We start from the raw sequence: 26514 nt of genomic DNA, 5'->3' as shown, positions 1-26514 counted from the left end.
TCACGGTCGCCCGACCGGCTCCTGAGGGGCGCCCCCGCGCGGGGGCGCCCCTCACGCGTCGCCCAGCTCCCGCCCGTACGGAGGCTCCGCACCCGCCCGCGTACAGGTCACCGCCGCCGCCCGCGCCGCGAAGGACAGCAGCTCCCGCCAGTCCTCCCGGCCGAGCGAGCCCGGCGGACGCCCGCCGAGACCGTGCAGCAGCGCCGCGTTCACGGTGTCGCCCGCGCCGATCGTGTCGACCACCCGCACCCGCACGGCCGGGACGGACACCTCGTACCCGCGCGTGAAGACGGTCAGCCCCCCGCCGCCCCGGGTCAGGACGACCGCCGCCGGGCCCCGCTCCAGCCACCCGGCCGGCGACCCGCCCAGCCAGGCCGCGTCCTCCTCGGACAGCTTCAGCAGCGAGACGTACGGCAGCCAGCCCTCGAACCGCTCGCGGTACGCCACCGGGTCCGGGATCAGGCCGGGCCGGACGTTCGGGTCCAGGAGGGTGAGGACGCCCTCCCGCGAGGAACGCCGCAGCAGCGCCTCGTACGCGCTCGCCCCCGGCTCCAGCACCAGCGAACAGGTCCCGAAGGCCATCGCCCGCACCCCGTCCGGCAGCCGCTCCGGCAGCGCGAAGAGCCGGTCCGCCGTGCCCTCCACATAGAAGCCGTAACGCGCCGAACCGTCCGGCCCCACCGACGCCACCGCCAGCGTCGTCGGCTCGGGGCCCCGCTGGAGCAGACCCGTCGCCACCCCCGCCGCGCGCAGCCCCGCGACCAGCACCTCGCCGAACGCGTCCGTCGAGATCCGCGAGCAGAAGGCGACGTCCGCGCCGATCCGCCCCAGCGCCACCGCCGTGTTGTACGGGCCGCCGCCCGGCCGGGGCAGCAGCGGGGCCAGGGGGCCCGCGGCCCCGTCGGGGACCAGGTCGATCAGGGACTCACCGGCGACGACGATCACGCACCGGAACGTAACCCATGCCCCACCGGTCACGACAGCCCGAAGCAGGCCCCCGCACGGGGACGGCCACGGCCCGCCGGTATCGTCGGATCGGTCCCTGACGTCCCGATCCTCACCGTGGAGCCCTCATGTCCGGCCAGTCCACCCGCCGCACCGTGCTGAAAGGCGCCGCCCTCGCCGGGGCCGCCGGGCTGGGCGTCGCCGCCTGCTCCACCGAGTCCAAGCTCGGCCACGCCGAGAACCCGACCCCCACCGCCCCGGTCGCCCTCGGCGCACCCGACGAGATCCCCGTCGGCGGCGCCAAGCTCTACCGCGAGCAGCGGCTCCTGGTGCACTGCCCGGCCCAGGGCCGGTACAAGGCGTTCAGCGCCCAGTGCACCCACGCCGGCTGCGTCCTGGACAAGATCGAGGACAACGAGGGCAACTGCCCCTGCCACGGCAGCCGCTTCGACGTCACCACCGGCAAGGCCCTCCAGGGCCCGGCGACCGTGCCGCTCCCCGAGGTCCCCGTCCGCGTCGAGAACGGCAGGCTGATCGCGGGCCCCACCGCCTGACCGGAGCGAGGACGGGGAGCGGGGAGCGCCTACGCCCAGTCCCACTCGATCCCCAGGATTCCCGGGCGCACCCCCTGCTCCACCAGATGCACCGCGCGGTGCCGCCCGGACAGCGTCAGCTCGGCCCGGCCGCCGCGCGGCGCACCCGTCGACGCCTGCGCGAAGCGCCGGCACCGTACCGGCAGCGCCGCCTCGTCGAAGCGGACCTGGAGCACGTACTGCCCGCCGGCGAAGCTGAACCCGCGCACGTACTCCCGGCTCGCACCGCCCGTACCGTCCTCGAAGCCGTACGAGAAGACATACGTGTCCCCGGCCCTCAGCCGGGTGTCGAAGAGCAGTTCGGCGACGAGCACGCCCGTCCCGGCGTGCCGCCGCACCCGACCCGTCCGGCAGTTCTCCGCCGCCCGCACCTCCACCCGGTCCGGGTCGCAGCCCGGATCGCCCCGGTGGATCGCCAGATAGCGGTCGACGCCGTCCCGGTGCGCCCGCACCACCTGCTGGGAGTCCCGCCCGAGCAGCTCGCGGCCCGCGCCGATCCGCACCCGCTCGTGATGGCCGACCGTGTGCAGCCCGCCGTCCGCCGGGCACTCCAGCTCGGCGAGCAGCCGCTCCACCACGCCCGATGCCTCGATGAGCGAGCGGTACGAGCGGGTCGCCGGGCGCTCGGTGTCGGCGCGGGCCGCGGAGTCCTCGGCGAGCAGCCGGATCAGCGAGTTCCCCGGCAGTTGGAGCACCTCCTCGAGGGCCCGTACCGCCTTCATCGACTCGGGCCGCTGCGGCCGGCGGGCGCCCTGCTGCCAGTAGCTCAAGGAGGTCACGCCGACCTTCACACCGCGGTGGGCCAGATGGTGCTGGACGCGCTGGAGGGGCAGCCCGCGCACCGCGAGCGCCGTGCGCAGGGCGAGATGGAACGGACCCGTGTGCAGCAGTTGCGCCAGATCGGCCTCGGTGTGACCCACGAGGACTCCTCAGTGAACGTTCACGGTGGGGGAGGGGGAGCAGGCTGCCGCCCCGGCGGGCGGGCAGGTGGACCGGGGACGGCCGTTCACATCCGGGTCACACCGTTCACAGCCCGCCGTCACCCCGCATTGAAGCGTGTTGACCGGATCAGGACAACGCCCGATGCTCCAGACCAGCGTCCGGACGCGCTCCTCTCCTCCAACTCCCCACATCCCCCCATCGGGAGGAACGCGATGCGCAGAAGAAGGCCGGTCCTCGCGGCACTCGCCGCGGCCGCCGCCCTGTCCCTCGTCCCCGCCGCGCCGGCGACCGCCGCGCCGACCGGCGAGGACGTCTCCACCCTGGCGTACAAGCGGCTGAACATCAGCATGCAGGCCCAGCAGAAGACCAACTGGTGCTGGGCGGCGGGCGGCAACACCATCGCCACCTGGTTCGGCCGGAACTACAGCCAGAACCAGTTCTGCAACGCCGCCTTCAACCGGCAGCAGGGCTACGACTGCCCCAACTGGCAGGCCACCCTCGGCAACGTCCAGACCGGACTGCGCTGGGCGGGCGTCAACCCCGGCTCGTACGTGGACGGCTGGCTGCGCTATTCGACCGTGCAGACCGAGATCAACGCCGACCGGCCCGTCGAGACGAGGATCCAGTGGTCGAGCGGCGGCGGGCACATGCACGTCGTCTACGGCTACGACGACGCGAACAACTGGGTGTACTGGGGCGACCCGTGGCCGTCGAGCGACCGCTACAACTGGGCCTCGCACTCCTGGTACGTGAACAACAGCTCCTTCTCCTGGACCCACTCGCTCTACCGGATCGGGGCGTGACGACGATGAGCGACGTACGGATACGTCCCCGCGCCCTCGGTGCCGGTGCGGTGACCGGCCTGCTGGCCGCCGCCGTCCTCGTCGGCCTCGGGACGGTCCCGGCCGACGCCGCCGAGGCGCTGCCCACGGCCGCGACGCCCGAGCAGGCGGCGGCCGCGCCGCGGACCCTCGACACGGTCGCCCGCTTCTTCGCCCGGGACGGCGCCCCCGCCCGCACGGCGGCGGCGCAACCCCGCATCGAGGGCGGGTCCGTGCCGGTGCTCCTCCTCTCCCCGGACTTCGTCGCGGGGAAGCCGGGGGCGCCGGTGGCCCGGGTCGCGTTCCACGCCAGCAAGGCGGTCGCCGCGGACGGCCGGACGGCCTCGCTGTGGACGGTGCGCGGCGCGGGCGGCGGCTGGCAGGTGGTGAACATCGCCACCGGCGACGACGAGCTGCGCTACACCGAGCAGGGGCGGCGGGCGCTGCCCGGCGGGACGGTCTTCCGCGAGCCGCAGATCGACGCGTGGTACGTGCACAAGGGCGCGAAGGTGCTGCCGCTCGACGAGGACGCGGTGCGGGCCGTCGGCGGGAACGGCACCACCCTCGCCGCGTACCGCGAGCGGGTGGCACGGGCCTACGGGGACAAGCTCCCCGGCTCCGCCTACGCGGCCAAGGGCGCGGCCGGCGGCTACGCCCCGACGACCGCCGCCCCGCGCGAGCCCGCCACCGACCCGGCCGTGACCACCGCCTCCGCCGCGGCGGCCGCGGGCGCCCTGCTCGCCCTCGCCCTTGGCGCGGGCAGGGCCCTGCGGCGCCGGGGGGCCGGCTCCCGGCCGACGGCGCCCTGACCGTCCGGGCGCGGGCCGGGGGCCGTCCCCGGCCCGCGTCCCGGCCCGCGCCCGCCCGGCCCGCCGGACTCCGTGCCCGCCCGCCCCGGCGGGCCTTCGCCCGGCCCCGTTCCGCGGGGCCGGGCAGCGGGCGCGTGCGGTCGGAGTGTCGGTGGCCGCCAGTAGGGTGGGAGCATGGCCGACCCCTCCAGCTACCGCCCCAAGCCGGGACAGATCCCCGACTCGCCGGGGGTCTACAAATTCCGTGACGAGCACCGCCGGGTGATCTACGTCGGGAAGGCGAAGTCCCTGCGTCAGCGGCTGGCCAACTACTTCCAGCCGCTGGCGAGCCTCCACCCGCGCACGGCGACGATGGTGACCACGGCCGCCTCGGTCGAGTGGACCGTCGTGTCGACCGAGGTCGAGGCGCTGCAGCTCGAATACTCCTGGATCAAGGAGTTCGACCCCCGGTTCAACGTCAAGTACCGGGACGACAAGAGCTACCCGTACCTCGCGGTCACGCTGAACGAGGAGTTCCCCCGCGTCCAGGTCATGCGCGGCCACAAGAAGAAGGGCGTGCGCTATTTCGGGCCGTACGCGCACGCGTGGGCCATCCGCGAGACCGTGGACCTGATGCTGCGGGTGTTCCCCGTGCGGACCTGCTCCGCCGGGGTGTTCCGCAACGCGGCCTCCGCCGGCCGCCCCTGCCTCCTCGGCTACATCGGCAAGTGCTCGGCGCCCTGCGTCGGCCGGACCGACCCCGAGGAGCACCGCGAACTGGCCGAGGAGTTCTGCGACTTCATGGCCGGCCGCACCGGCACGTACATCCGCCGGCTCGAGAAGCAGATGACGATCGCGGCCGAGGACATGGAGTACGAGAAGGCCGCCCGGCTGCGCGACGACATAGCGGCCCTGCGCAGGGCCATGGAGAAGAACGCGGTGGTCCTCGCCGACGCCACCGACGCCGACCTGATCGCGCTGGCCGAGGACGAGCTGGAGGCCGCCGTCCAGATCTTCCACGTCCGCGGCGGACGCGTCCGCGGCCAGCGCGGCTGGGTCACCGACAAGGTCGAGGCCGTCGACGCCGCCGGCCTCGTCGAGCACGCCCTCCAGCAGTTGTACGGGGAGGAGAGCGGTGACGCGGTCCCCAAGGAGGTCCTCGTCCCCGCCCTGCCCGAGGACGCCGCCGCCGTCACCCAGTGGCTCTCCGGCCGCCGGGGCTCCCAGGTCTCCCTGCGGATCCCGCAGCGCGGCGACAAGAAGGCCCTGATGGAGACGGTCGCCCGCAACGCCCAGCAGGCCCTCGTCCTGCACAAGACCAAGCGGGCCAGCGACCTGACCACCCGCTCCCGGGCGCTGGAGGAGATCGCCGAGGCCCTGGACCTGGACTCCGCGCCGCTGCGCATCGAGTGCTTCGACATCTCGCACCTCCAGGGCGAGGACGTGGTCGCCTCCATGGTCGTCTTCGAGGACGGCCTGCCGCGCAAGAGCGAGTACCGCCGCTTCCAGATCAAGGGCTTCGAGGGCCAGGACGACGTCCGGTCCATGCACGAGGTGATCAGCCGCCGCTTCAAGCGCTATCTCGCCGAGAAGGAGAAGACCGGCGAATGGCTGGACGGCGACGGTGAGGTGCCGGCGGACGCCGGGCCCGAGGGCCGGGACGAGGAGGGCCGGCCCAAGCGCTTCGCGTACCCGCCCCAGCTCGTCGTCGTCGACGGCGGACAGCCCCAGGTGGCCGCCGCCCGCCGCGCCCTGGACGAGCTCGGCATCGACGACATCGCCGTCTGCGGTCTCGCCAAGCGCCTGGAGGAGGTCTGGCTGCCCGGCGACGACGACCCGGTCGTGCTGCCCCGCTCCAGCGAGGGCCTCTACCTCCTCCAGCGGATCCGTGACACGGCTCACGACTTCGCCATCCGCTACCAGCGGTCCAAGCGGAACAAGCGCATCCGCACCAGCCCCCTGGACGACGTCCCCGGCCTCGGCGCGACCCGCAAGCAGGCGCTCATCAAGCATTTCGGCTCGGTCAAACGGCTCCGGCAGGCGACAATCGAGCAGATCTGCGAGGTCCCCGGCATGGGCCGCAAGACGGCCGAGGCCGTGGCGGTGGCCCTCGCGCAGGCGGCCCCGGCCGCGCCCGCCGTGAACACGGCAACAGGAGAGATCATGGAAGACGACGGGGGCACCACGGCATGACCACGCACGAAGAGCACCACGCGCACGACCCGAGCGAACCGCACCACGAGCACGAAGACGGAGCACCGGACATGGACACGGGCACCACCGAGCCCGCCGCCGACACCAACGGCGACGCGCCCATCCCCGAGCTGGTGATCATCTCCGGCATGTCCGGCGCCGGCCGCTCCACCGCCGCGAAGTGTCTGGAGGACCTCGGCTGGTTCGTCGTCGACAACCTGCCGCCCGCGCTCATCCCCACCATGGTGGAGCTCGGCGCCCGCTCCCAGGGCAACGTCGCCCGGATCGCCGTGGTCGTCGACGTCCGCGGCCGGCAGTTCTTCGACAACCTCAAGGACTCCCTCGCCGACCTCGACGCCAAGCAGGTCACCCGCCGGATCGTCTTCCTGGAGTCCTCCGACGAGGCCCTGGTCCGGCGCTTCGAGTCGGTCCGCCGCCCGCACCCCCTCCAGGGCGACGGCCGCATCGTCGACGGCATCGCCGCCGAGCGCGACCTGCTGCGCGAGCTGCGCGGCGACGCCGACCTGGTGATCGACACCTCCAGCCTCAACGTGCACGAGCTGCGCGCCAAGATGGACGCCCAGTTCGCCGGCGACGAGGAGCCCGAGCTGCGGGCCACCGTCATGTCCTTCGGCTTCAAGTACGGCCTGCCCGTCGACGCCGACCTCGTCGTCGACATGCGCTTCCTGCCCAACCCGCACTGGGTCCCGGAGCTGCGCCCCTTCACCGGTCTGAACGAGGAGGTCGCCGCCTACGTCTACAACCAGCCCGGCGCCAAGGAGTTCCTGGACCGCTACACCGAGCTGCTCCAGCTCATCGCCGCCGGCTACCGCCGCGAGGGCAAGCGGTACGTGACGATCGCCGTCGGCTGCACGGGCGGCAAGCACCGTTCCGTGGCCACCGCCGAGAAGCTGGCCGCCCGCCTCGCCTCGGAGGGCGTGGAGACCGTCGTCGTGCACCGGGACATGGGGCGCGAGTGAAGCCGTACCGCCGGCGCACGTCCACCCTCGCGGTGCGGCGTACGCTCCGCAGGCGCGGCGCCCAGCCCAAGGTCGTCGCGCTGGGCGGCGGCATGGGCCTGTCGGCCTCCCTCGCCGCCCTGCGCCGCATCACCGGCGACCTGACCGCCGTGGTCACCGTCGCCGACGACGGGGGCTCCAGCGGCCGGCTCCGCGAGGAGCTGGGCGTGCTGCCCCCCGGAGACCTCCGCAAGGCGCTCGCCGCGCTCTGCGGCGACGACGACTGGGGCCAGACCTGGGCCAGGGTGATCCAGCACCGCTTCCAGTCCAAGGGCGAGATGGGCGGCCACGCCGTCGGCAACCTGCTGATCGTCGCGCTGTGGGAGCAGCTCGGCGGCGACCCCGTACAGGCCCTGGACCTGGTCGGCAAGCTGCTCGGCGCGCACGGCCGGGTGCTGCCCATGTCCGCCGTGCCGCTGGAGCTCCAGGCCCTGGTCAAGGGCCACGACCCGGCCCGCCCGCAGGACGTGGACACCGTCCGCGGCCAGGCCACCGTGGCGCTCACCCCCGGCGAGGTGCAGTCCGTGCACCTGGTGCCGCACGACCCGCCGGCCGTGCCCGAGGCGGTCGCCGCCGTCCTCGACGCGGACTGGGTCGTGCTCGGCCCGGGCTCCTGGTTCTCCTCCGTCATCCCGCACCTGCTGGTGCCCGAGCTGCTCGACGCGCTCATGGAGACCAAGGCCCGCCGGGTGCTCTCGCTGAACCTCGCGCCGCAGCCCGGAGAAACCGAGGGCTTCTCCCCGCAGCGTCATTTGGAGGTTTTGGCACGACACGCCCCTAAACTCGCCCTGGACGTGGTGCTGGCCGACGAGGCCGCCGTGCCCGACGCGTCAGCGCGAGAACCCCTCGCCGAAGCCGCCAAGCGGCTCGGCGCCGCGGTCGAGCTGGCGCCGGTGGCCCGGCCCGACGGTGCTCCGAAGCACGACCCGGAGCTGTTGGCCGCCGCGTACGACCGTATTTTTCGGATGCATGGAAGGATCGGCCCATGGCGATGACGGCAGCGGTGAAGGACGAGATCTCCCGGCTCCCCGTCACCCGGACCTGCTGCAGGAAGGCCGAGGTCTCGTCGATCCTGCGGTTCGCGGGCGGGCTGCACCTGGTGAGCGGCCGGATCGTGATCGAGGCGGAGCTGGACACCGCGATGGCGGCCCGCCGGCTCAAGCGGGACGTCCTGGAGATCTTCGGGCACAGCTCCGAGCTGATCGTGATGGCTCCCGGCGGACTGCGCCGCGGCTCGCGCTTCGTCGTGCGCGTGGTCGCGGGCGGCGACCAGCTCGCCCGCCAGACCGGTCTGGTGGACGGCCGGGGCCGGCCCATCCGGGGCCTGCCCCCGCAGGTGGTCTCCGGGGCCACCTGTGACGCCGAGGCGGCCTGGCGCGGCGCCTTCCTGGCGCACGGCTCGCTGACCGAGCCGGGCCGCTCCTCCTCCCTGGAGGTCACCTGCCCGGGCCCCGAGGCCGCGCTCGCCCTGGTCGGCGCCGCCCGCCGGCTCTCCATCGCCGCCAAGGCCCGCGAGGTCCGGGGCGTGGACCGGGTCGTCGTCCGCGACGGCGACGCCATCGGCGCCCTGCTGACCCGGCTCGGCGCGCACGAGTCGGTGCTGGCCTGGGAGGAGCGGCGGATGCGGCGCGAGGTCCGCGCCACCGCCAACCGCCTGGCCAACTTCGACGACGCCAACCTGCGCCGCTCGGCCCGCGCCGCGGTCGCCGCGGGCGCCCGGGTGCAGCGGGCCCTGGAGATCCTGGGCGAGGAGGTGCCCGAGCACCTCGCGGCCGCCGGCCGGCTGCGCATGGAGCACAAGCAGGCATCCCTGGAGGAGCTGGGCGCCCTCGCCGACCCGCCGCTCACCAAGGACGCGGTCGCCGGCCGGATCCGCCGCCTGCTCGCCATGGCCGACAAGCGGGCCCAGGACCTGGGCATCCCCGGCACCGAGTCCAACCTGACGGAGGAGCTCGACGACAGCCTCGTCGGCTGACCGTTCGCCGAGGCGGGCCGACGGAAGCCCCGCCTCCGCTCGACCGCCGATCCAACTCACCGCTGCCGGTGCCCCGCTGAGGCATCGGCAGCATCTTTTCCGGCCACGCCGGAGGCACCCTTGACGCGCCCGTGAACCCCCACGAGCCTGGCGTCCGTTCACTTTCGTGGCAGACGACAGCAAGGGGGGCTCATGAGACGCAGAGCGAGATCGATCCTCGCCGCGGCTTCACTGCTGATCGCGGGTCTGGCGGCGGCACCCGTCGCCGGAGCGCAGAACCACCCCGCCGACGACGACCTCGCCCACCTCTCCGTGTGGCACGCGAAGGTCACCAGGGAACAGGTGCCGCTCCTCCTGGAGGCCGGCACCGACGCCCACGAGCTGACCGAGCAGGTGCCCGCGCGGGGCACCGCCACCCTGGAGCTCCACCTCACCGGCGAGCAGGCCGGCGCCCTGCGCCGGCAGGGCGTCGAGCTCACCGAGCACACCCTCACCGACCGGGCCGAGCGGCGGGTCGCCGCCGCCGGCGACGGCGTCTTCCGCCCGTACGGCGGCGAGAACGGCCTCAAGCAGGAGATCCTGGACACCGCCCGGGCCCACCCGGCGCTCACCAAGGTCGTCTCCCTCGGCAAGACGGTCCGAGGACAGGACATCCTCGCCCTCAAGCTGAGCAAGGACGCCCGGAAGATCCGGGACGGCGGCAAGCCCGCCACGCTCTACCTGTCCAACCAGCACGCCCGCGAGTGGATCACCCCCGAGATGACCCGGCGGCTGATGCACCACTACCTCGACCACTACGGCGAGGACCCGCGGATCACGAGGATCGTCGACACCACCGAGCTGTGGTTCGTGCTCTCCGCCAACCCCGACGGCTACGACTTCACCCACGCCGACCCGGCGAACCGCCAGTGGCGCAAGAACCTGCGCGACAACGACGGCGACGGGCGCGTCGCACCCGGCGACGGCGTCGACCTCAACCGCAACTTCGCCTACAAGTGGGGCTACGACGACGAGGGTTCGTCCCCCGACCCGGCCGACGAGACCTACCGCGGCAGCGGCCCCATGTCCGAGCCCGAGACCCGCGCCCTGGACGCCTTCCAGAAGCGCATCGGCTTCCGGTACGGCATCAACTACCACTCCGCCGCCCAGCTCATCCTGTACGGCGTGGGCTGGCAGGTCGCCACCGACACCCCCGACGACGTGGCCCTCGCGGCCCTCGCCGGCACCCCGCAGAAGCCCGCCGTCCCCGGCTACCGCCCGCAGGTCTCCTCCGAGCTCTACACCACCAACGGCGAGGCGGACGGACACGCCGCCAACGTCAACGGGATGCAGATGTTCACCCCGGAGATGTCCACCTGCGCCACCGCCTCCCGCGTCGACCCGAACGACGCCTGGGACCCGGCCGACTGCGCCTCCGTCTTCACCTTCCCCGACGACGAGCGACTGATCCAGGCCGAGTTCGCCAAGAACGTCCCGTTCGCGCTCGCCGTCGCCGAGTCCTCCGCCCACCCGGACCGCCCGGTCTCGCCGGTCGGCATCGAGGCCCCCGACTTCACCCCGGACGCCTTCACCACCTCGTACGCGGCCGGGGGCGCCGCCCAGGAGGTCTCCGTCACCGCCCGCGCCTCGCTGCGCGGCAAGACCCTGAACTACCGGATCAACGGCGGCCGCACCCACCGCGCCGGCCTGGAGCCCTGGAAGGGCGGCGAGACCTACGGCGGCGAGGACAACCTGTACTTCGACGCCTACCGCGCCGAGGTCAGGGGCGCGCGGCCGGGCGACACGGTCGAGGTCTGGTACACCGCCCGCACCCGCGAGGGCCGGGCGACCGCGTCCACCCCGTTCACGTACACCGTGGCCGAGCGGCCCCGCGCCGACGTCCTCGTCCTCGCCGAGGAAGGCGGCACCACCGCCGCACGCCACGCCGGCACCTATGTGCGGGCGCTCGCGGCGAGCGGACGCCGGGCCGCCGTCTGGGACGTCGCCACGCAGGGCGCCCCGCACGCCCTCGGCGTCCTGAGCCACTTCCGTGCCGTCGTCTGGTACACCGGCGCGGAGCAGCCCTCCGGCGCCACCCTGCTCGCCGTCCGGGCCTATCTCAACGAGGGCGGCAAGCTGGTCACCGCGGGCGAGAAGTCCGGCGGATCCGCCCGGGTCGGCCGGGCCCAGTCCGACGACTTCGCCCAGTACTACCTCGGCGCCTACCGCCGGGCCGGCCTCCAGGCCCCGCCGTCCTTCGCCGGAACCGGCCGGCTCGGCGGCGCGGCCGGCGGCCTCGGCGCGGCGGCGGACAACCCGCTCGACCACGCCGGCACCTTCACCGTCACCTCCGACACCCTCGCGCCCGAGCGCTTCCCGCAGTTCGCGAGCAGCGCCGCCGCCGGCGGCTACCCGGGCGTCCGCACCCCCTTCGAGCCGTACGAGGGCAGCCGCTTCGCCGCCCTGCGCCACACCGACGGCACCTGGGCCCGGCTCGGCCGGACCGTGGACCTCACCGGCGTGGACGCCGCCGCGAAGCCGAGGCTGACCTTCCAGGTCAGCCATGACACCGAGCCCGGCTACGACCACCTGGTCGTCGAGGCCCGCACCGTCGGCCAGGACGACTGGACCACGCTGCCGGACGCGGGCGGCGGCACCTCGGCCGAGCCGCCGGCCGACTGCGGCGAGGGCTACTACGTCCGCCAGCACCCCTTCCTCGCCCGCTACCTCACCGTCGGCCCGGACGGCTGCGCCGCCACCGGCACCACGGGCGCCTGGCACGCCTTCACCGGCCCCTCCAACGGCTGGCGGCAGGCGAGCGTCGACCTCGGCGGCTACGCCGGCAAGCGGGTCGAGCTGGCGATCTCGTACGTCTCCGATCCCGGCAGCGGCGGGACGGGCGCCTTCGTCGACGACCTCCGGCTCACCGCCGGGGCGGTGACCGACACCGAGGGCTTCGAGAACGGCACCGGCGCCTGGACCGCCTCCGGACCGCCGGCCGGCAGTCCCGCGACCGGCACCCGCTGGACCGTCTCCGAGGCGCTCTTCCGCTCCCACGCGGCGGTCACCACCCGTGACACCGTCCTCTTCGGATTCGGTCTCGAGCACGTCCCGAATACGACGGAACGGGCGGCTCTGCTCGGAAAGGCCCTTAATTCGCTCCGACGCTGAATCGGGCGCTCAGGAGAGCGCCGATTTCGCTCACGCTCCGTAATCGGGACCAAGGTCCCCCGGCGGCCCTTACCCGTTGGTAGGCAAGGACTGTCGGCCTTTTTCCCGTGCTTTCCGGGCGTGTACGGGTGCACTCGATGTCACGCCGAGCCATCTGGAGAGGTAGGGTCGTAAGCGGTCGGGGACATCCCAAAAGAGAAGCTCGCCGGGCGTCGAAACCCGGCGTACCTAACGAGGAGATCGGTTCGTGACGATCCGCGTAGGCATCAACGGCTTTGGCCGTATCGGTCGCAACTACTTCCGCGCGCTCCTTGAGCAGGGTGCCGACATCGAGGTCGTGGCCGTCAACGACCTGGGTGACACCGCGACCACGGCGCACCTGCTGAAGTACGACACCATTCTGGGCCGCCTCAAGGCCGAGGTGACCCACACCGCCGACACCATCACCGTGGACGGCCACACCATCAAGGTGCTGTCCGAGCGCAACCCGGCCGACATCCCCTGGGGCGAGCTGGGCGTCGACATCGTCATCGAGTCCACCGGCATCTTCACCAAGCGCGAGGACGCCGCCAAGCACCTCGCCGGTGGCGCCAAGAAGGTCCTCATCTCGGCTCCGGCCAAGGACGAGGACATCACCATCGTCATGGGCGTCAACCAGGACAAGTACGACCCGGCGAACCACGACGTCATCTCCAACGCGTCCTGCACCACCAACTGTGTCGCCCCGATGGCCAAGGTCCTCGACGAGAACTTCGGCATCGTCCGCGGCCTCATGACCACGGTCCACGCGTACACCAACGACCAGCGCATCCTGGACTTCCCGCACAAGGACCTGCGCCGCGCCCGCGCCGCCGCGGAGAACATCATCCCGACCACGACGGGTGCCGCCAAGGCCACCGCCTTGGTCCTCCCGCAGCTCAAGGGCAAGCTCGACGGCATGGCCATGCGCGTGCCCGTCCCGACCGGCTCGGTCACCGACCTGGTCGTCGAGCTCTCCCGCGAGGTCACCAAGGACGAGGTCAACGCCGCGTTCAAGAAGGCCGCGGACGGCGAGCTCAAGGGCATCCTGTTCTACACCGAGGACGAGATCGTCTCGTCGGACATCGTGAGCGACCCGGCCTCCTGCACCTTCGACTCGTCGCTGACGATGGTCCAGGAGGGCAACTCGGTCAAGGTCCTCGGCTGGTACGACAACGAGTGGGGCTACTCCAACCGTCTCGTCGACCTCACCGTCTTCGTCGGCGGCCAGCTCTAAGCTTCAGGGCGGGCTTTCGATGTGAAGCAGGGCTCGGGCAGTGCGATGACGCACTGCGCGAGCCCTGTGTCGTGTGCTCCATCGCGTGTACCAAGGAGTCAGGAACAGATGAAGACGATCGACGAGCTGCTCGCCGAGGGTGTCTCCGGCAAGCGGGTGTTCGTCCGCGCCGATCTCAACGTGCCCCTCGACGGCACCACCATCACCGACGACGGCCGCATCCGCGCCGTCGTCCCCACCGTCAAGGCGCTCGCCGAGGCCGGCGCCCGCGTGGTGGTCGCCTCGCACCTGGGCCGCCCCAAGGGCGCCCCGGACCCGGCCTTCTCCCTCGCCCCGGCCGCGAAGCGCCTGGGCGAACTGCTCGGCGCCGAGGTCGCCTTCGCGACCGACACCGTCGGCGAGTCGGCCCAGGCGGTCGTCGCGGGCCTCACCGACGGCCGGGTGGCCGTCATCGAGAACCTCCGCTTCAACGCGGGCGAGACCTCCAAGGACGACGCCGAGCGCGGCGCCTTCGCGGACGAGCTGGCCGCCCTCGCCGACGTGTACGTCGGCGACGGCTTCGGCGCCGTGCACCGCAAGCACGCCTCGGTCTTCGACCTCCCGGCCCGCCTCCCGCACGCCGCGGGCCACCTCATCGCCACCGAGGTCGGCGTCCTGAAGAAGCTCACCGAGGACGTCAAGCGGCCCTACGTCGTCGTCCTCGGCGGCGCCAAGGTCTCCGACAAGCTCGGCGTGATCGACCACCTCCTGGAGAAGGCCGACCGCATCCTGGTCGGCGGCGGCATGGCCTACACCTTCCTCAAGGCCCAGGGCCACGAGGTCGGCATCTCCCTGCTCCAGGAGGACCAGATCCCGGCCTGCCTCGACTACCTCGAGCGCGCCAAGGAGCGCGGCGTGGAGTTCGTGCTCCCCGTCGACGTGCTGGTCTCGGCCGAGTTCCCGGACCTGAAGACCAAGGCTCCGGCCAACCCGACCACGGTCGCCGCGGACGCCATCCCGGCCACCGAGGAGGGCCTGGACATCGGTCCGGAGACCCGCAAGCTGTACGCATCGAAGCTCGCCGACGCGGCCACCGTCTTCTGGAACGGCCCCATGGGCGTCTTCGAGCACCCCGACTACGCCGAGGGCACCAAGGCCGTCGCCCAGGCACTCCTCGACTCCCCGGCCTTCACCGTGGTCGGCGGCGGCGACTCCGCCGCGGCCGTCCGGCAGTTGGGCTTCGACGAGAACGCATTCGGCCACATCTCGACCGGCGGCGGCGCCTCCCTCGAATACCTCGAGGGCAAGATGCTTCCCGGCCTCGCCGCACTGGAGGACTGACCCCTTTATGAGCACCCGTACCCCGCTGATGGCGGGCAACTGGAAGATGAACCTCAACCACCTCGAGGCCATCGCCCACGTCCAGAAGCTCGCCTTCGCCCTCACCGACAAGGACTACGACGCCGTCGAGGTCGCCGTCCTCGTCCCCTTCACCGACCTGCGCTCCGTGCAGACCCTGGTCGACGGCGACAAGCTGAAGATCAAGTACGGCGCCCAGGACATCTCGGCCCACGACTCCGGCGCCTACACCGGTGAGATCTCCGGCCTGATGCTGTCCAAGCTGAAGTGCGCCTACGTCGCCGTCGGCCACTCCGAGCGCCGCCAGTACCACGCCGAGACCGACGAGGTCTGCAACGCGAAGGTGAAGGCCGCCTTCAAGCACGGCGTCACCCCGATCCTCTGCGTCGGCGAGGAGCTGGAGGTCCGCGAGGCCGGCAACGCCGTCGCGCACACCCTCACCCAGGTCGAGGGCGGCCTCAAGGACATCCCGGCCGAGCAGGCCGAGACGATCGTGATCGCCTACGAGCCGGTGTGGGCCATCGGCACCGGCAAGGTCTGCGGCGCCGACGACGCGCAGGAGGTCTGCGCGGCGATCCGCGGCAAGCTCGCCGAGCTGTACTCGCAGGAGCTGGCCGACAAGGTCCGCATCCAGTACGGCGGCTCCGTCAAGGGCGGCAACGTCGCCGAGATCATGGCGCAGGCCGACATCGACGGCGCGCTGGTGGGCGGTGCCTCGCTGGACGCCGACGAGTTCGTCAAGATCGTGCGCTTCCGCGACCAGTGATGATCGGGCGCTGACGTTGTAGAGCGTCGGCGACGATCCGTCGTACCCTTGCGGGGGTCGGGCAGGTACCCTGTCCGACCCCCGTCCGTATAAGTCCGAGGAAGTTGGTCCAGCCGTGGTTATGGGGTTCTCGATCGCCCTGATCGTCTTCAGTGCGCTGCTGATGCTGCTCGTGCTGATGCACAAGGGGAAGGGCGGCGGCCTCTCCGACATGTTCGGTGGCGGCATGCAGTCGTCCGTCGGCGGCTCCTCGGTCGCCGAGCGCAACCTGGACCGCATCACCGTCGTGGTCGGTCTGCTGTGGTTCGCGTGCATTGTCGTACTTGGTCTGCTGATGAAGCTGGACGGGTAACTCCAATCACTGGACGCGCGTTGGGCCTTACGTAGACTGGGGCATCTTCGAGCACCATCACGCAGGGAGTTACGACCGTGGCAAGTGGCAACGCGATCCGGGGAAGCCGGGTCGGAGCGGGGCCGATGGGGGAGGCCGAGCGAGGCGAGTCGGCACCTCGTCTCCGCATCTCCTTCTGGTGCTCGAACGGGCACGAGACCCAGCCGAGCTTCGCCAGTGACGCACAGGTTCCGGACACCTGGGACTGCCCGCGCTGTGGATTCCCGGCCGGCCAGGACCGGGACAACCCGCCGGACCCGCCCCGCACCGAGCCGTACAAGACGCACCTCGCCTACGTACGGGAGCGGCGCAGCGACGCCGACGGCGAGGCGATCCTCGCCGAGGCGCTGGCCAAGCTCCGGGGCGAGATCTGACGTGATGAGGGGCCCCGCCCGCGAACGACTTCGCGGGCGGGGCCCCTTCCGCGTCCGTGGGGAGGCCGCGCGCCTTCAGCGGTGGTGGCCCGCGATGTGCGCGGTGAGCGCCAGGGCCGCCGTGGCCCGCGCGTAGGTGAGCTGCGCCACGCGCGCGTACAGACAGTCGAGGATCAGCAGCACCGAGTGCCGGGTGCCGAAACCGCCGTGCCGGAAGCCGGTGGGCGCGGCGGTCGACGTGAGGTGCGTGCCGGCCGCGCGGGCCACCGGGGAACGCGGGTCGGCGGTCACGGCGACGGTCGCCGCGCCCCGCTCGGCGGCGAGCCGCAGCGGGGCGAGGACCTCGCGGGTCGCGCCCGAGTGCGAGAGCGCGACGACCGCGTCGGCGGGCGTCAGCAGGGCCGCCGAGGTCTCCGCCGCGTGCACCTCCGTCCAGGCGCGGGCCTCGCAGCCGATGCCGAAGAGCCGGGCCTGGGTCTCCAGGGCGAGCACGCCGGAGGCGCCGACCCCGTAGACGTCGATCCGGCGGGCCTGCGCGAGGGCGCGGGCGGCCCGCTCCAGGGCAGCCAGGTCGAGCTGTTCGGTGGTGGCGCGCAGGGCCTGGAGGTCGGCGCGGGCGACGGCGGCGACGACCGTGTCGAGCGGGTCGTCGGGGCCGATCTCCGGGCCCAGCGGGCGGATTCCCCCGTCCTCGGCGCTCTCCTGGCCCTCCTCACGGGCCAGTTCGAGCAGCAGCCGCTGGTACGAGTCGAGGCCGAGGGCCCGGCAGAACCGGGTCACCGTCGCCTGGGAGGTGCCCGTGCGGCGGCCCAGCTCCGCGGCGGAGAGCCCGGCGACCCGGGCCGGGTCCGCGAGGACCCAGTCGCCGACCTTGCGCAAGGAGCCGGACATCCGCGGGAGTTCGGAGCGGATCAGTGCGGTGATCATTCACGCTGCCTTCCGGCCTGCCCGGGTCTTGTGGTCCGGTGAATCTATCAACCAGCATGCGGGCTGATGGACGGATCCGGGATTCAGTACGTGGTGGGCCTCGACGCCGGCGGTACGCGGACCAGGGCCCGGCTCGCCGAGGCCGCGACCGGCCGCACGGTGGGGGAGGGCCTGGGCGGGCCGGGGAACGCGCTGAGCGTGCCGGCGGAGGCGCTCGTACGGCATCTGGCCGAGGCCCTGCGGGAGGCGGGGGCGGGCGCGCTGCCGGTCGCCGCCGTGGTGGGCGGGTTCGCCGGCGGCGGGCCGGGCGGCGGGCGCGAGAAGGCGCGGGCGGCTCTCACCGGCGCGCTCGCGCAGCTCGGAGCGGCGCCCGGACGCGTCGAGGTCCGGGGTGACGCGGAGGTGGCCTTCGCGGCGGGCCCCGGTGCGCCGGCGGACGGGCTCGTCCTCATCGCCGGGACGGGGGCGGCGGGCGCACGGGTGCGGGAGCGCCGCATGGTGGCCGCCGTCGACGGGGACGGCTGGCTCCTCGGCGACGCCGGAAGCGGCTTCTGGCTGGGGCGGGAGGCGCTGCGGGCGGTGCTGCGGGCCCTGGACGGGCGCGGCCCGGAGACGGCCCTCGCGGAGCCGGTCGGCGCGCTCTGCGGCGGACTGGCCAAGGAGCGGATCGTGGGGTACGCGTACGGGGCGCACCCCGTACGCCTCGCGGAGCTGAGCCCGCTCGTGGTGCGCGCGGCGGAGGCGGGCGACGCGGTGGCGGCCGGCCTGCTCGACCGCGCGGCGGACGAACTCGCGGGCACGGTACGGGCGTTGCGGCCGGTCGCGGGGGAGCCGCTGGTGGTGACGGGCGGGTTGCTGGGGCCGGGCGGACCCCTGCTGGGCCGGCTGGCCGAGCGGGTCGGGGAGCTGGGGCTGCGGCCGAGTCCGGTGCGGGACGGCGTGGGGGGCGCGGTGGCGCTGGCGCGGCTGCCGGTGTCTTGACGCGCCTCCGCCGGTGCTGGTTCATTGAGCCGGTCGCTTCGCTCGTACCCGGTTCGGTCAACCGAAGGAGACGTCGTCATGGAGCAATTCCCGCCGAGTGCCGCCCGGTTCGTCGATCACGCCCGGGCCGCCGTCGACCGGGTCGTCACCGGGAACAAGGACGGGGTCGCCCGGGCCGCGCGGCTCGTCGCCGACTGCGTGGCCGCCGACGGGGTGGTGCACGCCTTCGGGACCGGGCACTCGCAGGCCGCCGCGCTCGAGATCGCCGGGCGGGCCGGGGGGCTGGTGCCGACCAGCCGGATCGCCCTCGCCGACCTCGTCCTGCGCGGCGGGGAGGACCCGGCGATCCTGCGCGATCCGCTCCTGGAACGCTCGCCCGGCCTCGCCGACCGGCTCTACGCGCTGGCCACCCCGCGGCCCCAGGACCTGTTCGTGATCATCTCCAACTCCGGCGTCAACAACGCCGTCGTCGACCTCGCGCTCAAGGTCACCGCCGCCGGGCACCCGCTGATCGCCCTCACCTCCCTGGAGCACACCCACGCCGTGCCCGCGCTGCACGCGAGCGGCAAGCGGCTCGCCGACCTCGCCGACGCCGTCCTCGACAACGGCGCGCCCGCCGGCGACGCCGTCCTGCCGATGCCCGACGGCGGCGCCCTGTGCGGGATCTCGACCCTCACCTCCTCCCTGCTCGTCCAGATGGTCGTCGCCGAGGCCGTCGCCCTCCTGCTGGCCGAAGGCATCGAGCCGCCCGTGTACGTCTCCGCCAACCTCCCCGGCGGCCACGAGCGCAACGCCCTCCTCGAGGCCCGCTACGCGGGACGGCTGCACCGTGGCGGGCACTGACCGCTTTCGTACACCGGATCAATTAGGTTGGAGGGGCAGCGGGGCACCGACGCAGGACAGGGAGCACGACGAAGAAATGGGCGATGTCGAGATGACCAGCACAGGCCGCACGAGGCTCAACCGGCTGCCCGAGTGGGCGGCCCTCGGCAAGCACCGCGAGCAGGTGGGCGACACCCACCTGCGCGACCTGTTCGCCGCCGACCCCGAGCGCGGCACCCGGTACACGCTGCGCGTCGGCGACCTGTATCTGGACTACTCCAAGCACCTGGTGACCGACGAGACCCTGGCCCTCCTGCGCGACCTGGCCGCCGCCACCGGCGTCGCCGGGCTGCGCGACGCCATGTTCCGCGGCGAGAAGATCAACAACACCGAGGACCGGGCCGTCCTGCACACCGCGCTGCGCGCCCCGCGCGACGCGGTGATCGAGGTCGACGGCGTGAACGTCGTCCCTGAGGTGCACGCCGTCCTCGACCGGATGGCCGCTTTCGCCGACAAGGTCCGGGCCGGCGACTGGACCGGACACACCGGCAAGCCGATCAAGAACATCGTCAACATCGGCATCGGCGGCTCCGACCTGGGCCCCGCCATGGCCTACGAGGTCCTGCGCGCCTACACCCAGCGGGATCTGACGTTCCGCTTCGTCTCCAACGTCGACGGCGCCGACCTCCACGAGGCCGTCCGCGACCTCGACGCGGCGGAGACCCTCTTCATCGTCGCCTCCAAGACCTTCACGACGATCGAGACCATCACCAACGCCACCTCCGCCCGGAACTGGCTCCTCACCGAGCTGCGGGCCGGCCAGGACGCCGTCGCCCAGCACTTCGTGGCCCTGTCGACCAACGCCGAGAAGGTCGAGGACTTCGGCATCGACACGGCGAACATGTTCGAGTTCTGGGACTGGGTCGGCGGCCGCTACTCGTACGACTCCGCCATCGGCCTCTCCCTGATGATCGCCATCGGCCCGGAGCGCTTCCGCGAGATGCTCGACGGCTTCCACCTCGTCGACGAGCACTTCCGCACCGCCCCGCCCGAGGAGAACGCGCCGCTGCTGCTCGGCCTCCTCGGCGTCTGGTACGGCGCGTTCTTCGACGCCCAGTCGCACGCCGTGCTGCCGTACTCGCACTACCTGTCGAAGTTCACCGCCTACCTCCAGCAGCTTGACATGGAGTCCAACGGCAAGTCCGTGACCCGCGACGGGCAGCCCGTGGACTGGCAGACCGGACCCGTGGTCTGGGGCACCCCGGGCACCAACGGCCAGCACGCCTACTACCAGTTGATCCACCAGGGCACCAAGGTCATCCCGGCCGATTTCATCGGCTTCGCCCGGCCCGTCGAGGACCTGCCGCCCGGTCTGGTCGCCCAGCACGACCTGCTGATGGCCAACTTCTTCGCCCAGACGCAGGCACTCGCCTTCGGCAAGACGCCCGAGGAGGTACGGGCCGAGGGCGTCCCCGAGGAGCTCGTCCCGCACAAGACCTTCCAGGGCAACCACCCCACCACGACCATCCTCGCCGACGCGCTGACCCCGTCCGTGCTCGGCCAGCTCGTCGCCCTGTACGAGCACAAGGTCTTCGTCCAGGGCGCCGTGTGGAACATCGACTCCTTCGACCAGTGGGGTGTCGAGCTCGGCAAGGTGCTCGCCAAGAGGATCGAGCCCGTGCTGACCGAGGGCCGGGGTCAGGGCCAGGGAGAGGGCGAGGGCGGCGAGCGGCTCGACTCCTCGACCGCCGGACTCGTCTCCGCCTACCGCGCGCTGCGCGGCCGGAGCTGACCGACGTGACGGGGGAGGACGCGGTACGGCTGCGCCCGCCGAGGAACGCCGTCGACGGGCGGGCCGTCGCCTGGTGGCGGACGCAGGTCCTCGTGGCCGCCGCCCTGCCGGCGGCGGTCCTGGTGGTGCTCGGGATCCTCATCGGGCCGGCCAGGGTCTGGCTGTCGGCCGCCGGCGGGGCCGTGGCCGTCCTCGGGCTCGTGGCCGCCGCGACCCTCCCCGCCTGGTGGTTCCGGGTGCACCGCTGGGAGGTCACCGAGGACGCCGTCTACGTCCGTACCGGCGCCCTCTGGCAGGAATGGCGGATCGCCCCCATGTCCCGGATCCAGACCGTCGACACCGTACGGGGCCCGCTGGAGCAGATGTTCCGGCTCGCGACCGTCACCGTCACCACGGCCTCCTCCAAGGGCGCCCTGCGGATCGAGGGGCTCGACCACGAGCTCGCCGCCGGCCTCGCCGAACGGCTCACCGCGATCACGCAGGGCACCCCCGGGGACGCCACATGAGCGAGGAGTGGCGGCGGCTCGCGCCCCGCACCCTCCTCGCCGGAGCGGCCGTCCTGTGCGGCGTCGCCGGCGGCGCCGCACTGCCCGCCACGCTGACCCTCGCGGGATCCCGGCCGCTCTGGCAGGCCGTCGCCTGGGTGCTCGCCGGGGCCGTGCTGCTCGTCGGCGGCGGCAGCGCCGCCGACTGGGTCCGGCTGCGCCGCACCCGCTACCGGATCGGCCCCGAGCGGGTCGACCTCCACACCGGACTCCTCGTCGTCACCCGCCGCTCCCTGGCCCGCGAGCGCATCCGCAGCGTCGACCTCACCGCCAACCCCCTCGAACGGCTCCTCGGCCTGGTCAAGGTGCGCATCGGCACCGGCGAGCACGCCGGCGGCGACTCCACCCTCGAACTCGACCTGGTCACCCGCGCCGAGGGCGAACGGCTCCGCCGCACCCTGCTGGCCCGGGCCGCCACCGGCGACCCCGGCCACGACGGCGTCCTCGCCGCCCTGGATCCCCGCTGGATCCGCTACGCCCCCCTCTCCTTCGTCGCCCCGCTCCTCGGCGGCGCGGCCGCCGGGGCCGTCCTGCAGGTCAGCGACTGGTTCGGCGTCCAGGACACGGTCCTCCACTGGATAGGAGACCGCTTCCAGGACGTCTCCCTGGTCTGGACGATCGTCGACCTGGCCCTCCTCGCCACCCTCGTCGGCGTGATCGGCGCCCTCGGCCTGTGGATCGAGATGTGGGCGAACTACCGCCTGGAACGCGAGGCGGGCGGCACCCTCAGGGTGCGCCGGGGGCTGCTGACGGCCCGTTCGGTCTCCCTGGAGGAGCGGCGGCTGCGCGGCATCGAGCTCGTCGAACCCCTCGGCGTACGGATGGTCCGCGCCGCCCGCGTCGACGCCGTCGCCACCGGACTCGCCCAGAACGACGACGACAAGCACGCCGACCTCAAGAACCTGCTGCCGCCCGCGCCCCGCGCCGTCGCCGACCGGGTCGCCGCCCAGGTGCTGCGCGAGCCGGAACCGCCCACCGGGGCGCCGCTCGCCGCGCACCCCCCGGCCGCCCGCACCCGGCGGCTGCGCTGGGCGCTGTGGACCGCGCTCGGCCCGGCCGCCGTCCTCGCCGTGCTCGGCGTCCTGCTCACTCCCGTGCTGCTGTACGTGGCGGCCGGGACCGCCGTCGTCCTCGTACCGGCCGGTGTGGTCCTCGCCCTCGACGCCTACCGCAACCTCGGACACGGCGTCAGCGGCGCCTACCTGGTGACCCGTTCCGGCACGGTCCGCCGCTCCACGGTCGCCCTGCAGCGGTCCGGGGTCATCGGCTGGACCGTCAAGCAGTCCTGGTTCCAGCGGCGCGCCGGAGTGCTGACGCTGAGCGCGACGACGGCGGCCGGGGAGGGCGCGTACGACATCCTCGACGCCGGCGAGGGACAGGGGCTGGCCTTCGCGGCCGAGGCCGTCCCCGGGCTGCTGGAGCCCTTCCTGGAGCACACGAAGGCCCCGCCCACCGATCGGTGAGCGGGGCCCCGGTGACGATGCCTCAGGCCGCCGTCTGACGATTCCTCAGGCCGTGGGCTGCGGATACAGGTCCCGCGGCAACTCGGACGCGGCGGCCGCGTCGAGCAGCCAGAGCGTGCGGGAGAGGCCGTGGGCACCGGCCGCGGGGGCCTGCACCTCGCCCGCGCCGGACAGCGCGATGGCCGCGGCCTTCGCCTTGTCCTCGCCGGCCGCGAGCAGCCAGACCTCCTTCGCGGCCCGGATCGCCGGCAGCGTCAGCGAGATCCGGGTCGGCGGCGGCTTCGGCGCGCCGTGCACGCCCACCACCGTCCGCTCGGTCTCGCGGACCGCGGGGAGCTCCGGGAAGAGCGAGGCCACGTGCGTGTCCGGGCCGACGCCCAGCATCAGCACGTCGAAGGTCGGCACCCCGTGGTGGTCGCCGGGACCGGCGGCCGCCGCGAGCTCGGCCGCGTAGGCCGCGGCCGCGGCGTCCGCGTCGGCGCCGTGGGGACCGTCGGAGGCCGGCATCGCGTGCACCCGCGCCGGGTCCAGCGGGACGCCGTCCAGCAGCGCCTCGCGGGCCTGGGTGACATTGCGCTCCGGGTCGCCCTCGGGCAGGAACCGCTCGTCACCCCACCACAGGTCGAGCCGCGACCAGTCGATCGCGTCCCGGGCGGGCGCCGCGCGCAGTGCCGCGAGCAGCCCGTTGCCGTTGCGGCCGCCGGTGAGCACCACCGAGGCGGAGCCGCGGGAGGTCTGGGCGTCCACGATCTTCGTGATCAGCCGGGCCGCGGCGGCCTGGGCCATCAGTTCCTTGTCGCGGTGGACGACGAGCTGAGGCGTGCTCACTTGGCCGCCGCCTTCCTGGCGGGGGCCTTCTTCCCGGCGGGCTTGGCGGCCGGGGCCTCGGCCGGCTCCTCGGCCGGAGCCGGTTCCACGGCCTCGGCCCGGGCCTCGGTCTCGGTCTCGGGCTCCGGCGCGGGGGCGGTGGTCGCCGCCTCCTCGTCCAGGCGCTCCAGGCCGAACTTCAGCGCCGAGGCGTAGGTGTCGTCCGGGTCGAGCCGGCGCAGCTCCTCCGCGATCAGCTCGGCCGTCTCGCGGCGCTTGAGCGCCACGGCACGGTCCGGCTGGCCCTGTATGGAGAGCGTGGCGAGGGAGCCGTCCGCCCGGTCGAGCACGATGGGACCGCAGTTGGTCTCCATCCGCACCGAGGTGAGGCCGGGCCCCGCCGACGTGGAGCGGCGCACCGGGATCTTCAGCCGGTCCGCGAGCCACATGGCGAGCAGCTCGACGCTCGGGTTGAACTCCTCGCCCTCCACCACGGCCGAGGTGACCTCGCACACGACCTGGTCGAGCGCGGCGGCCAGCATCGAGCGCCACGGGGTGATCCGGGTCCACGACAGGTCCGTGTCGCCCGGGGTGTACGCGTCCGCGCGCGCGGTCAGCTCCTGGATGGGCTGCTCGGCCGCGTACGTGTCGGTCACCCGGCGCTGGGCGAGGGCGCCCAGCGGGTCGTTCGCCGGGTCGGTCGGCGCGTTCACCGGCCACCAGACGACGACGGGCGCGTCCGGCAGCAGCAGCGGCAGCACCACCGACTGGGCGTGGTCCACGACGTCGCCGTACAGCCGGAGCACGACCGTCTCACCGGTGCTGGCGTCGGCGCCGAGGCGGACCTCGGCGTCGAGCCGCGCCTGCGCGCGGTCCCGCGGGGAGCGCGAGACCCGCTTGATGACGACGAGGGTCCGCGAGGGGTGCTCGCGGGACGCCTCGTTGGCCGCCTTCAGCGCGTCATAGGCGTTCTCCTCGTCGGTGACGATGACGAGGGTGAGGACCATGCCGACGGCCGGGGTGCCGATGGCCCGCCGCCCGAGCACCAGCGCCTTGTTGATCTTGGAGGACGTGGTGTCCGTCAGGTCGGTCTTCATGGCCGGCGCCAGCTCCTGCCGTCTCGTGCGAGCATCTCGTCCGCCTCGACCGGGCCCCAGGTCCCGGCCTCGTACTGCGCGGGCTTGCCGTGCCGGTCCCAGAACTGCTCGATCGGATCGAGGATCTTCCAGGACAGCTCGACCTCCTCGACCCGCGGGAAGAGGTTGGAGTCGCCGAGCAGGACGTCGAGGATGAGCCGCTCGTACGCCTCGGGGCTGGACTCGGTGAAGGACTCGCCGTAGGCGAAGTCCATCGAGACGTCCCGGATCTCCATCTGCGTGCCCGGCACCTTCGAACCGAACCGCACCGTGACGCCCTCGTCCGGCTGGACGCGGATCACGATGGCGTTGCGGCCGAGCTCCTCGGTCGCCGTGTGGTCGAAGGGGGAGTGCGGGGCGCGCTGGAAGACCACCGCGATCTCGGTGACCCGGCGGCCCAGCCGCTTGCCGGTGCGCAGGTAGAAGGGGACGCCCGCCCAGCGGCGGTTGTCGATCTCCAGCTTGATCGCCGCGTAGGTGTCGGTCTTCGACTGCGGGTCGATGCCCTCTTCCTCGAGGTAGCCGACGGCCTTCTCGCCGCCCTGCCACCCGGCCGCGTACTGCGCCCGGACGGTGGACTCGGCCAGGTCCTTCGGCAGCTTCACCGCGCCGAGCACCTTGGTCTTCTCCGCCGCGAGCGCGTCGGCGTCGAAGGAGGCCGGCTCCTCCATCGCGGTCAGCGCGAGCAGTTGGAGCAGGTGGTTCTGGATGACGTCACGGGCGGCGCCGATGCCGTCGTAGTAGCCGGCGCGGCCGCCGATGCCGATGTCCTCGGCCATGGTGATCTGCACGTGGTCGACGTACGACCGGTTCCAGATCGGCTCGAAGAGGGTGTTGGCGAAGCGGAGCGCCAGGATGTTCTGGACGGTCTCCTTGCCGAGGTAGTGGTCGATGCGGAAGACCGCGTCGGGCGGGAAGACCTCGTGGACGACCTCGTTGAGCTCCTTGGCGGAGGCCAGGTCGTGCCCGAAGGGCTTCTCGATGACCGCGCGGCGCCAGGAGCCGTTCTTCTGGTCGGCCAGACCGTGCTTCTTGAGCTGCTGCACGACCAGCGGGAAGAACTTCGGCGGCACGGACAGGTAGAAGGCGAAGTTGCCGCCGGTGCCCTGCGCCTTGTCCAGCTCCTCGATGGTGGACTTGAGCTGCTCGAAGGCGTCGTCGTCGTCGAAGTCGCCCTGGACGAAGCGCATCCCCTGGATGAGCTGCTGCCACACCTCCTCGCGGAACGGGGTGCGGGCGTGCTGCTTGACGGCGTCGTGGACCTCCTGGGCGAAGTCCTCGTCCTGCCACTCGCGCCGGGCGAAGCCGATCAGCGAGAAGCCCGGCGGCAGCAGACCACGGTTCGCGAGGTCGTAGACGGCCGGCATCAGCTTCTTACGGGACAGGTCACCCGTGACACCGAAGATCACCAGACCCGACGGCCCCGCGATGCGCGGGAGCCGTCGGTCTGCGGCGTCACGGAGCGGGTTGGCTCCGGTGACTGCGCTCAAG

The 26514-nt window shown here is 73.1% G+C and carries 24 protein-coding genes; 18 read left to right on the top strand and 6 right to left on the bottom strand.

What is annotated here, in order from left to right; translation table 11 throughout:
• Positions 1-51: 51 nt before the first annotated feature.
• Complete coding sequence (locus ABZ135_RS04800) at positions 52-945, bottom strand: carbohydrate kinase (protein WP_356691784.1); 894 nt, start codon at positions 943-945, stop codon at positions 52-54.
• Positions 946-1073: 128 nt separating this feature from the next.
• Here ABZ135_RS04800 and ABZ135_RS04795 point away from each other — a divergent pair, with 128 nt between their 5' ends.
• Positions 1074-1499 carry a Rieske (2Fe-2S) protein gene (locus ABZ135_RS04795; protein WP_356691782.1) on the top strand — a complete coding sequence of 142 codons (426 nt, stop codon included), beginning with the start codon at positions 1074-1076 and terminating at the stop codon, positions 1497-1499.
• Between the two features lie 29 nt (positions 1500-1528).
• On the opposite strand, the gene ABZ135_RS04790 is transcribed toward ABZ135_RS04795, so the two are convergent.
• Complete coding sequence (locus ABZ135_RS04790; protein ID WP_356691780.1) at positions 1529-2458, bottom strand: hypothetical protein; 930 nt, start codon at positions 2456-2458, stop codon at positions 1529-1531.
• A gap of 234 nt (positions 2459-2692) precedes the next feature.
• On the opposite strand from ABZ135_RS04790, the gene ABZ135_RS04785 reads away from it, so the two are divergent.
• From ABZ135_RS04785 to ABZ135_RS04730, 12 genes are all read left to right on the top strand, one after another.
• The gene (locus ABZ135_RS04785) at positions 2693-3283 is read left to right on the top strand and encodes a papain-like cysteine protease family protein (protein WP_356691778.1); all 591 of its coding nucleotides are present in this window, start codon (positions 2693-2695) and stop codon (positions 3281-3283) included.
• A gap of 5 nt (positions 3284-3288) precedes the next feature.
• Entirely contained in the window at positions 3289-4110 is an 822-nt protein-coding gene (locus tag ABZ135_RS04780) for a hypothetical protein (protein ID WP_356691913.1), read from the top strand.
• 174 nt (positions 4111-4284) lie between these two features.
• Positions 4285-6282 (top strand): excinuclease ABC subunit UvrC, encoded by a 1998-nt coding sequence (gene uvrC / locus ABZ135_RS04775; RefSeq protein WP_356691776.1) that lies wholly within the window; start codon positions 4285-4287, stop codon positions 6280-6282.
• A gap of 71 nt (positions 6283-6353) precedes the next feature.
• On the top strand, positions 6354-7262 hold the full coding sequence (rapZ, locus tag ABZ135_RS04770; RefSeq protein ID WP_356691911.1) for an RNase adapter RapZ: 909 nt from the start codon (positions 6354-6356) through the stop codon (positions 7260-7262).
• Entirely contained in the window at positions 7259-8296 is a 1038-nt protein-coding gene (yvcK, locus tag ABZ135_RS04765) for a uridine diphosphate-N-acetylglucosamine-binding protein YvcK (RefSeq protein WP_356691774.1), read from the top strand. The genes rapZ and yvcK overlap by 4 nt, the downstream gene beginning before the upstream one ends.
• Entirely contained in the window at positions 8287-9276 is a 990-nt protein-coding gene (gene whiA / locus ABZ135_RS04760) for a DNA-binding protein WhiA (protein WP_121830017.1), read from the top strand. The genes yvcK and whiA overlap by 10 nt, the downstream gene beginning before the upstream one ends.
• Positions 9277-9468: 192 nt before the next feature.
• Entirely contained in the window at positions 9469-12426 is a 2958-nt protein-coding gene (locus tag ABZ135_RS04755; protein ID WP_356691772.1) for a M14 family zinc carboxypeptidase, read from the top strand.
• Positions 12427-12673: 247 nt separating this feature from the next.
• Positions 12674-13681 (top strand): type I glyceraldehyde-3-phosphate dehydrogenase, encoded by a 1008-nt coding sequence (gap, locus tag ABZ135_RS04750; RefSeq protein ID WP_356691770.1) that lies wholly within the window; start codon positions 12674-12676, stop codon positions 13679-13681.
• A 108-nt stretch (positions 13682-13789) separates the two neighbouring features.
• Positions 13790-15001 (top strand): phosphoglycerate kinase, encoded by a 1212-nt coding sequence (locus ABZ135_RS04745; protein ID WP_356691768.1) that lies wholly within the window; start codon positions 13790-13792, stop codon positions 14999-15001.
• Positions 15002-15008: 7 nt separating this feature from the next.
• On the top strand, positions 15009-15785 hold the full coding sequence (gene tpiA, locus ABZ135_RS04740; RefSeq protein ID WP_356691766.1) for a triose-phosphate isomerase: 777 nt from the start codon (positions 15009-15011) through the stop codon (positions 15783-15785).
• Positions 15786-15906: 121 nt separating this feature from the next.
• A complete protein-coding gene (gene secG, locus ABZ135_RS04735; RefSeq protein ID WP_030205174.1) occupies positions 15907-16137 on the top strand; it encodes a preprotein translocase subunit SecG in 231 nt (76 codons plus the stop codon).
• Between the two features lie 77 nt (positions 16138-16214).
• Positions 16215-16550 carry an RNA polymerase-binding protein RbpA gene (locus ABZ135_RS04730; protein ID WP_003957010.1) on the top strand — a complete coding sequence of 112 codons (336 nt, stop codon included), beginning with the start codon at positions 16215-16217 and terminating at the stop codon, positions 16548-16550.
• A 75-nt stretch (positions 16551-16625) separates the two neighbouring features.
• Here the strand turns inward: ABZ135_RS04730 and ABZ135_RS04725 are convergent, their stop codons facing one another.
• Entirely contained in the window at positions 16626-17477 is an 852-nt protein-coding gene (locus tag ABZ135_RS04725) for a MurR/RpiR family transcriptional regulator (protein WP_356691764.1), read from the bottom strand.
• A 66-nt stretch (positions 17478-17543) separates the two neighbouring features.
• On the opposite strand from ABZ135_RS04725, the gene ABZ135_RS04720 reads away from it, so the two are divergent.
• From ABZ135_RS04720 to ABZ135_RS04700, 5 genes are all read left to right on the top strand, one after another.
• Positions 17544-18458, top strand: coding sequence for a BadF/BadG/BcrA/BcrD ATPase family protein (locus ABZ135_RS04720; protein ID WP_356691762.1), 915 nt, complete (start codon positions 17544-17546; stop codon positions 18456-18458).
• Between the two features lie 78 nt (positions 18459-18536).
• Positions 18537-19301 carry an SIS domain-containing protein gene (locus tag ABZ135_RS04715; RefSeq protein ID WP_356691760.1) on the top strand — a complete coding sequence of 255 codons (765 nt, stop codon included), beginning with the start codon at positions 18537-18539 and terminating at the stop codon, positions 19299-19301.
• Between the two features lie 91 nt (positions 19302-19392).
• Positions 19393-21072 (top strand): glucose-6-phosphate isomerase, encoded by a 1680-nt coding sequence (pgi, locus tag ABZ135_RS04710; protein ID WP_356691758.1) that lies wholly within the window; start codon positions 19393-19395, stop codon positions 21070-21072.
• Between the two features lie 5 nt (positions 21073-21077).
• The gene (locus tag ABZ135_RS04705) at positions 21078-21578 is read left to right on the top strand and encodes a PH domain-containing protein (protein WP_356691756.1); all 501 of its coding nucleotides are present in this window, start codon (positions 21078-21080) and stop codon (positions 21576-21578) included.
• Complete coding sequence (locus ABZ135_RS04700) at positions 21575-23080, top strand: PH domain-containing protein (RefSeq protein ID WP_356691754.1); 1506 nt, start codon at positions 21575-21577, stop codon at positions 23078-23080. The genes ABZ135_RS04705 and ABZ135_RS04700 overlap by 4 nt, the downstream gene beginning before the upstream one ends.
• A gap of 45 nt (positions 23081-23125) precedes the next feature.
• On the opposite strand, the gene pgl is transcribed toward ABZ135_RS04700, so the two are convergent.
• From pgl to zwf, 3 genes are read right to left on the bottom strand one after another with little or no spacing between them, the layout of a single operon-like run.
• Entirely contained in the window at positions 23126-23908 is a 783-nt protein-coding gene (gene pgl, locus ABZ135_RS04695; RefSeq protein ID WP_356691752.1) for a 6-phosphogluconolactonase, read from the bottom strand.
• Entirely contained in the window at positions 23905-24984 is a 1080-nt protein-coding gene (gene opcA, locus ABZ135_RS04690; RefSeq protein ID WP_356691750.1) for a glucose-6-phosphate dehydrogenase assembly protein OpcA, read from the bottom strand. Before opcA ends, pgl begins: the two co-directional genes overlap by 4 nt.
• Positions 24981-26513, bottom strand: a complete 1533-nt coding sequence (zwf, locus tag ABZ135_RS04685; protein WP_356691748.1) for a glucose-6-phosphate dehydrogenase — start codon at positions 26511-26513, stop codon at positions 24981-24983. The genes opcA and zwf overlap by 4 nt, the downstream gene beginning before the upstream one ends.
• Between the last annotated feature and the right edge of the window lies 1 nt (position 26514).

Source organism: Streptomyces sp. NPDC006339 (genome assembly GCF_040612775.1).
Classification (GTDB): Bacteria; Actinomycetota; Actinomycetes; order Streptomycetales; family Streptomycetaceae; genus Streptomyces.
This window is presented reverse-complemented; position numbering and strand designations above follow the sequence as displayed.

Excerpts from the sequence above, each read along its gene's own strand:
- whiA (WP_121830017.1), top strand. The coding sequence starts at position 8,287 with ATGGCGATGACGGCAGCGGTGAAGGACGAGATCTCCCGGCTCCCCGTC.
- ABZ135_RS04720 (WP_356691762.1), top strand. The coding sequence starts at position 17,544 with ATGGACGGATCCGGGATTCAGTACGTGGTGGGCCTCGACGCCGGCGGT.
- opcA (WP_356691750.1), bottom strand. The coding sequence starts at position 24,984 with ATGAAGACCGACCTGACGGACACCACGTCCTCCAAGATCAACAAGGCG.
- ABZ135_RS04795 (WP_356691782.1), top strand. The coding sequence starts at position 1,074 with ATGTCCGGCCAGTCCACCCGCCGCACCGTGCTGAAAGGCGCCGCCCTC.
- ABZ135_RS04715 (WP_356691760.1), top strand. The coding sequence starts at position 18,537 with ATGGAGCAATTCCCGCCGAGTGCCGCCCGGTTCGTCGATCACGCCCGG.
- pgi (WP_356691758.1), top strand. The coding sequence starts at position 19,393 with ATGACCAGCACAGGCCGCACGAGGCTCAACCGGCTGCCCGAGTGGGCG.
- ABZ135_RS04725 (WP_356691764.1), bottom strand. The coding sequence starts at position 17,477 with ATGATCACCGCACTGATCCGCTCCGAACTCCCGCGGATGTCCGGCTCC.
- rapZ (WP_356691911.1), top strand. The coding sequence starts at position 6,354 with ATGGACACGGGCACCACCGAGCCCGCCGCCGACACCAACGGCGACGCG.
- ABZ135_RS04780 (WP_356691913.1), top strand. The coding sequence starts at position 3,289 with ATGAGCGACGTACGGATACGTCCCCGCGCCCTCGGTGCCGGTGCGGTG.
- ABZ135_RS04745 (WP_356691768.1), top strand. The coding sequence starts at position 13,790 with ATGAAGACGATCGACGAGCTGCTCGCCGAGGGTGTCTCCGGCAAGCGG.
- ABZ135_RS04755 (WP_356691772.1), top strand. The coding sequence starts at position 9,469 with ATGAGACGCAGAGCGAGATCGATCCTCGCCGCGGCTTCACTGCTGATC.
- ABZ135_RS04785 (WP_356691778.1), top strand. The coding sequence starts at position 2,693 with ATGCGCAGAAGAAGGCCGGTCCTCGCGGCACTCGCCGCGGCCGCCGCC.
- secG (WP_030205174.1), top strand. The coding sequence starts at position 15,907 with ATGGGGTTCTCGATCGCCCTGATCGTCTTCAGTGCGCTGCTGATGCTG.
- uvrC (WP_356691776.1), top strand. The coding sequence starts at position 4,285 with ATGGCCGACCCCTCCAGCTACCGCCCCAAGCCGGGACAGATCCCCGAC.
- ABZ135_RS04700 (WP_356691754.1), top strand. The coding sequence starts at position 21,575 with ATGAGCGAGGAGTGGCGGCGGCTCGCGCCCCGCACCCTCCTCGCCGGA.
- tpiA (WP_356691766.1), top strand. The coding sequence starts at position 15,009 with ATGAGCACCCGTACCCCGCTGATGGCGGGCAACTGGAAGATGAACCTC.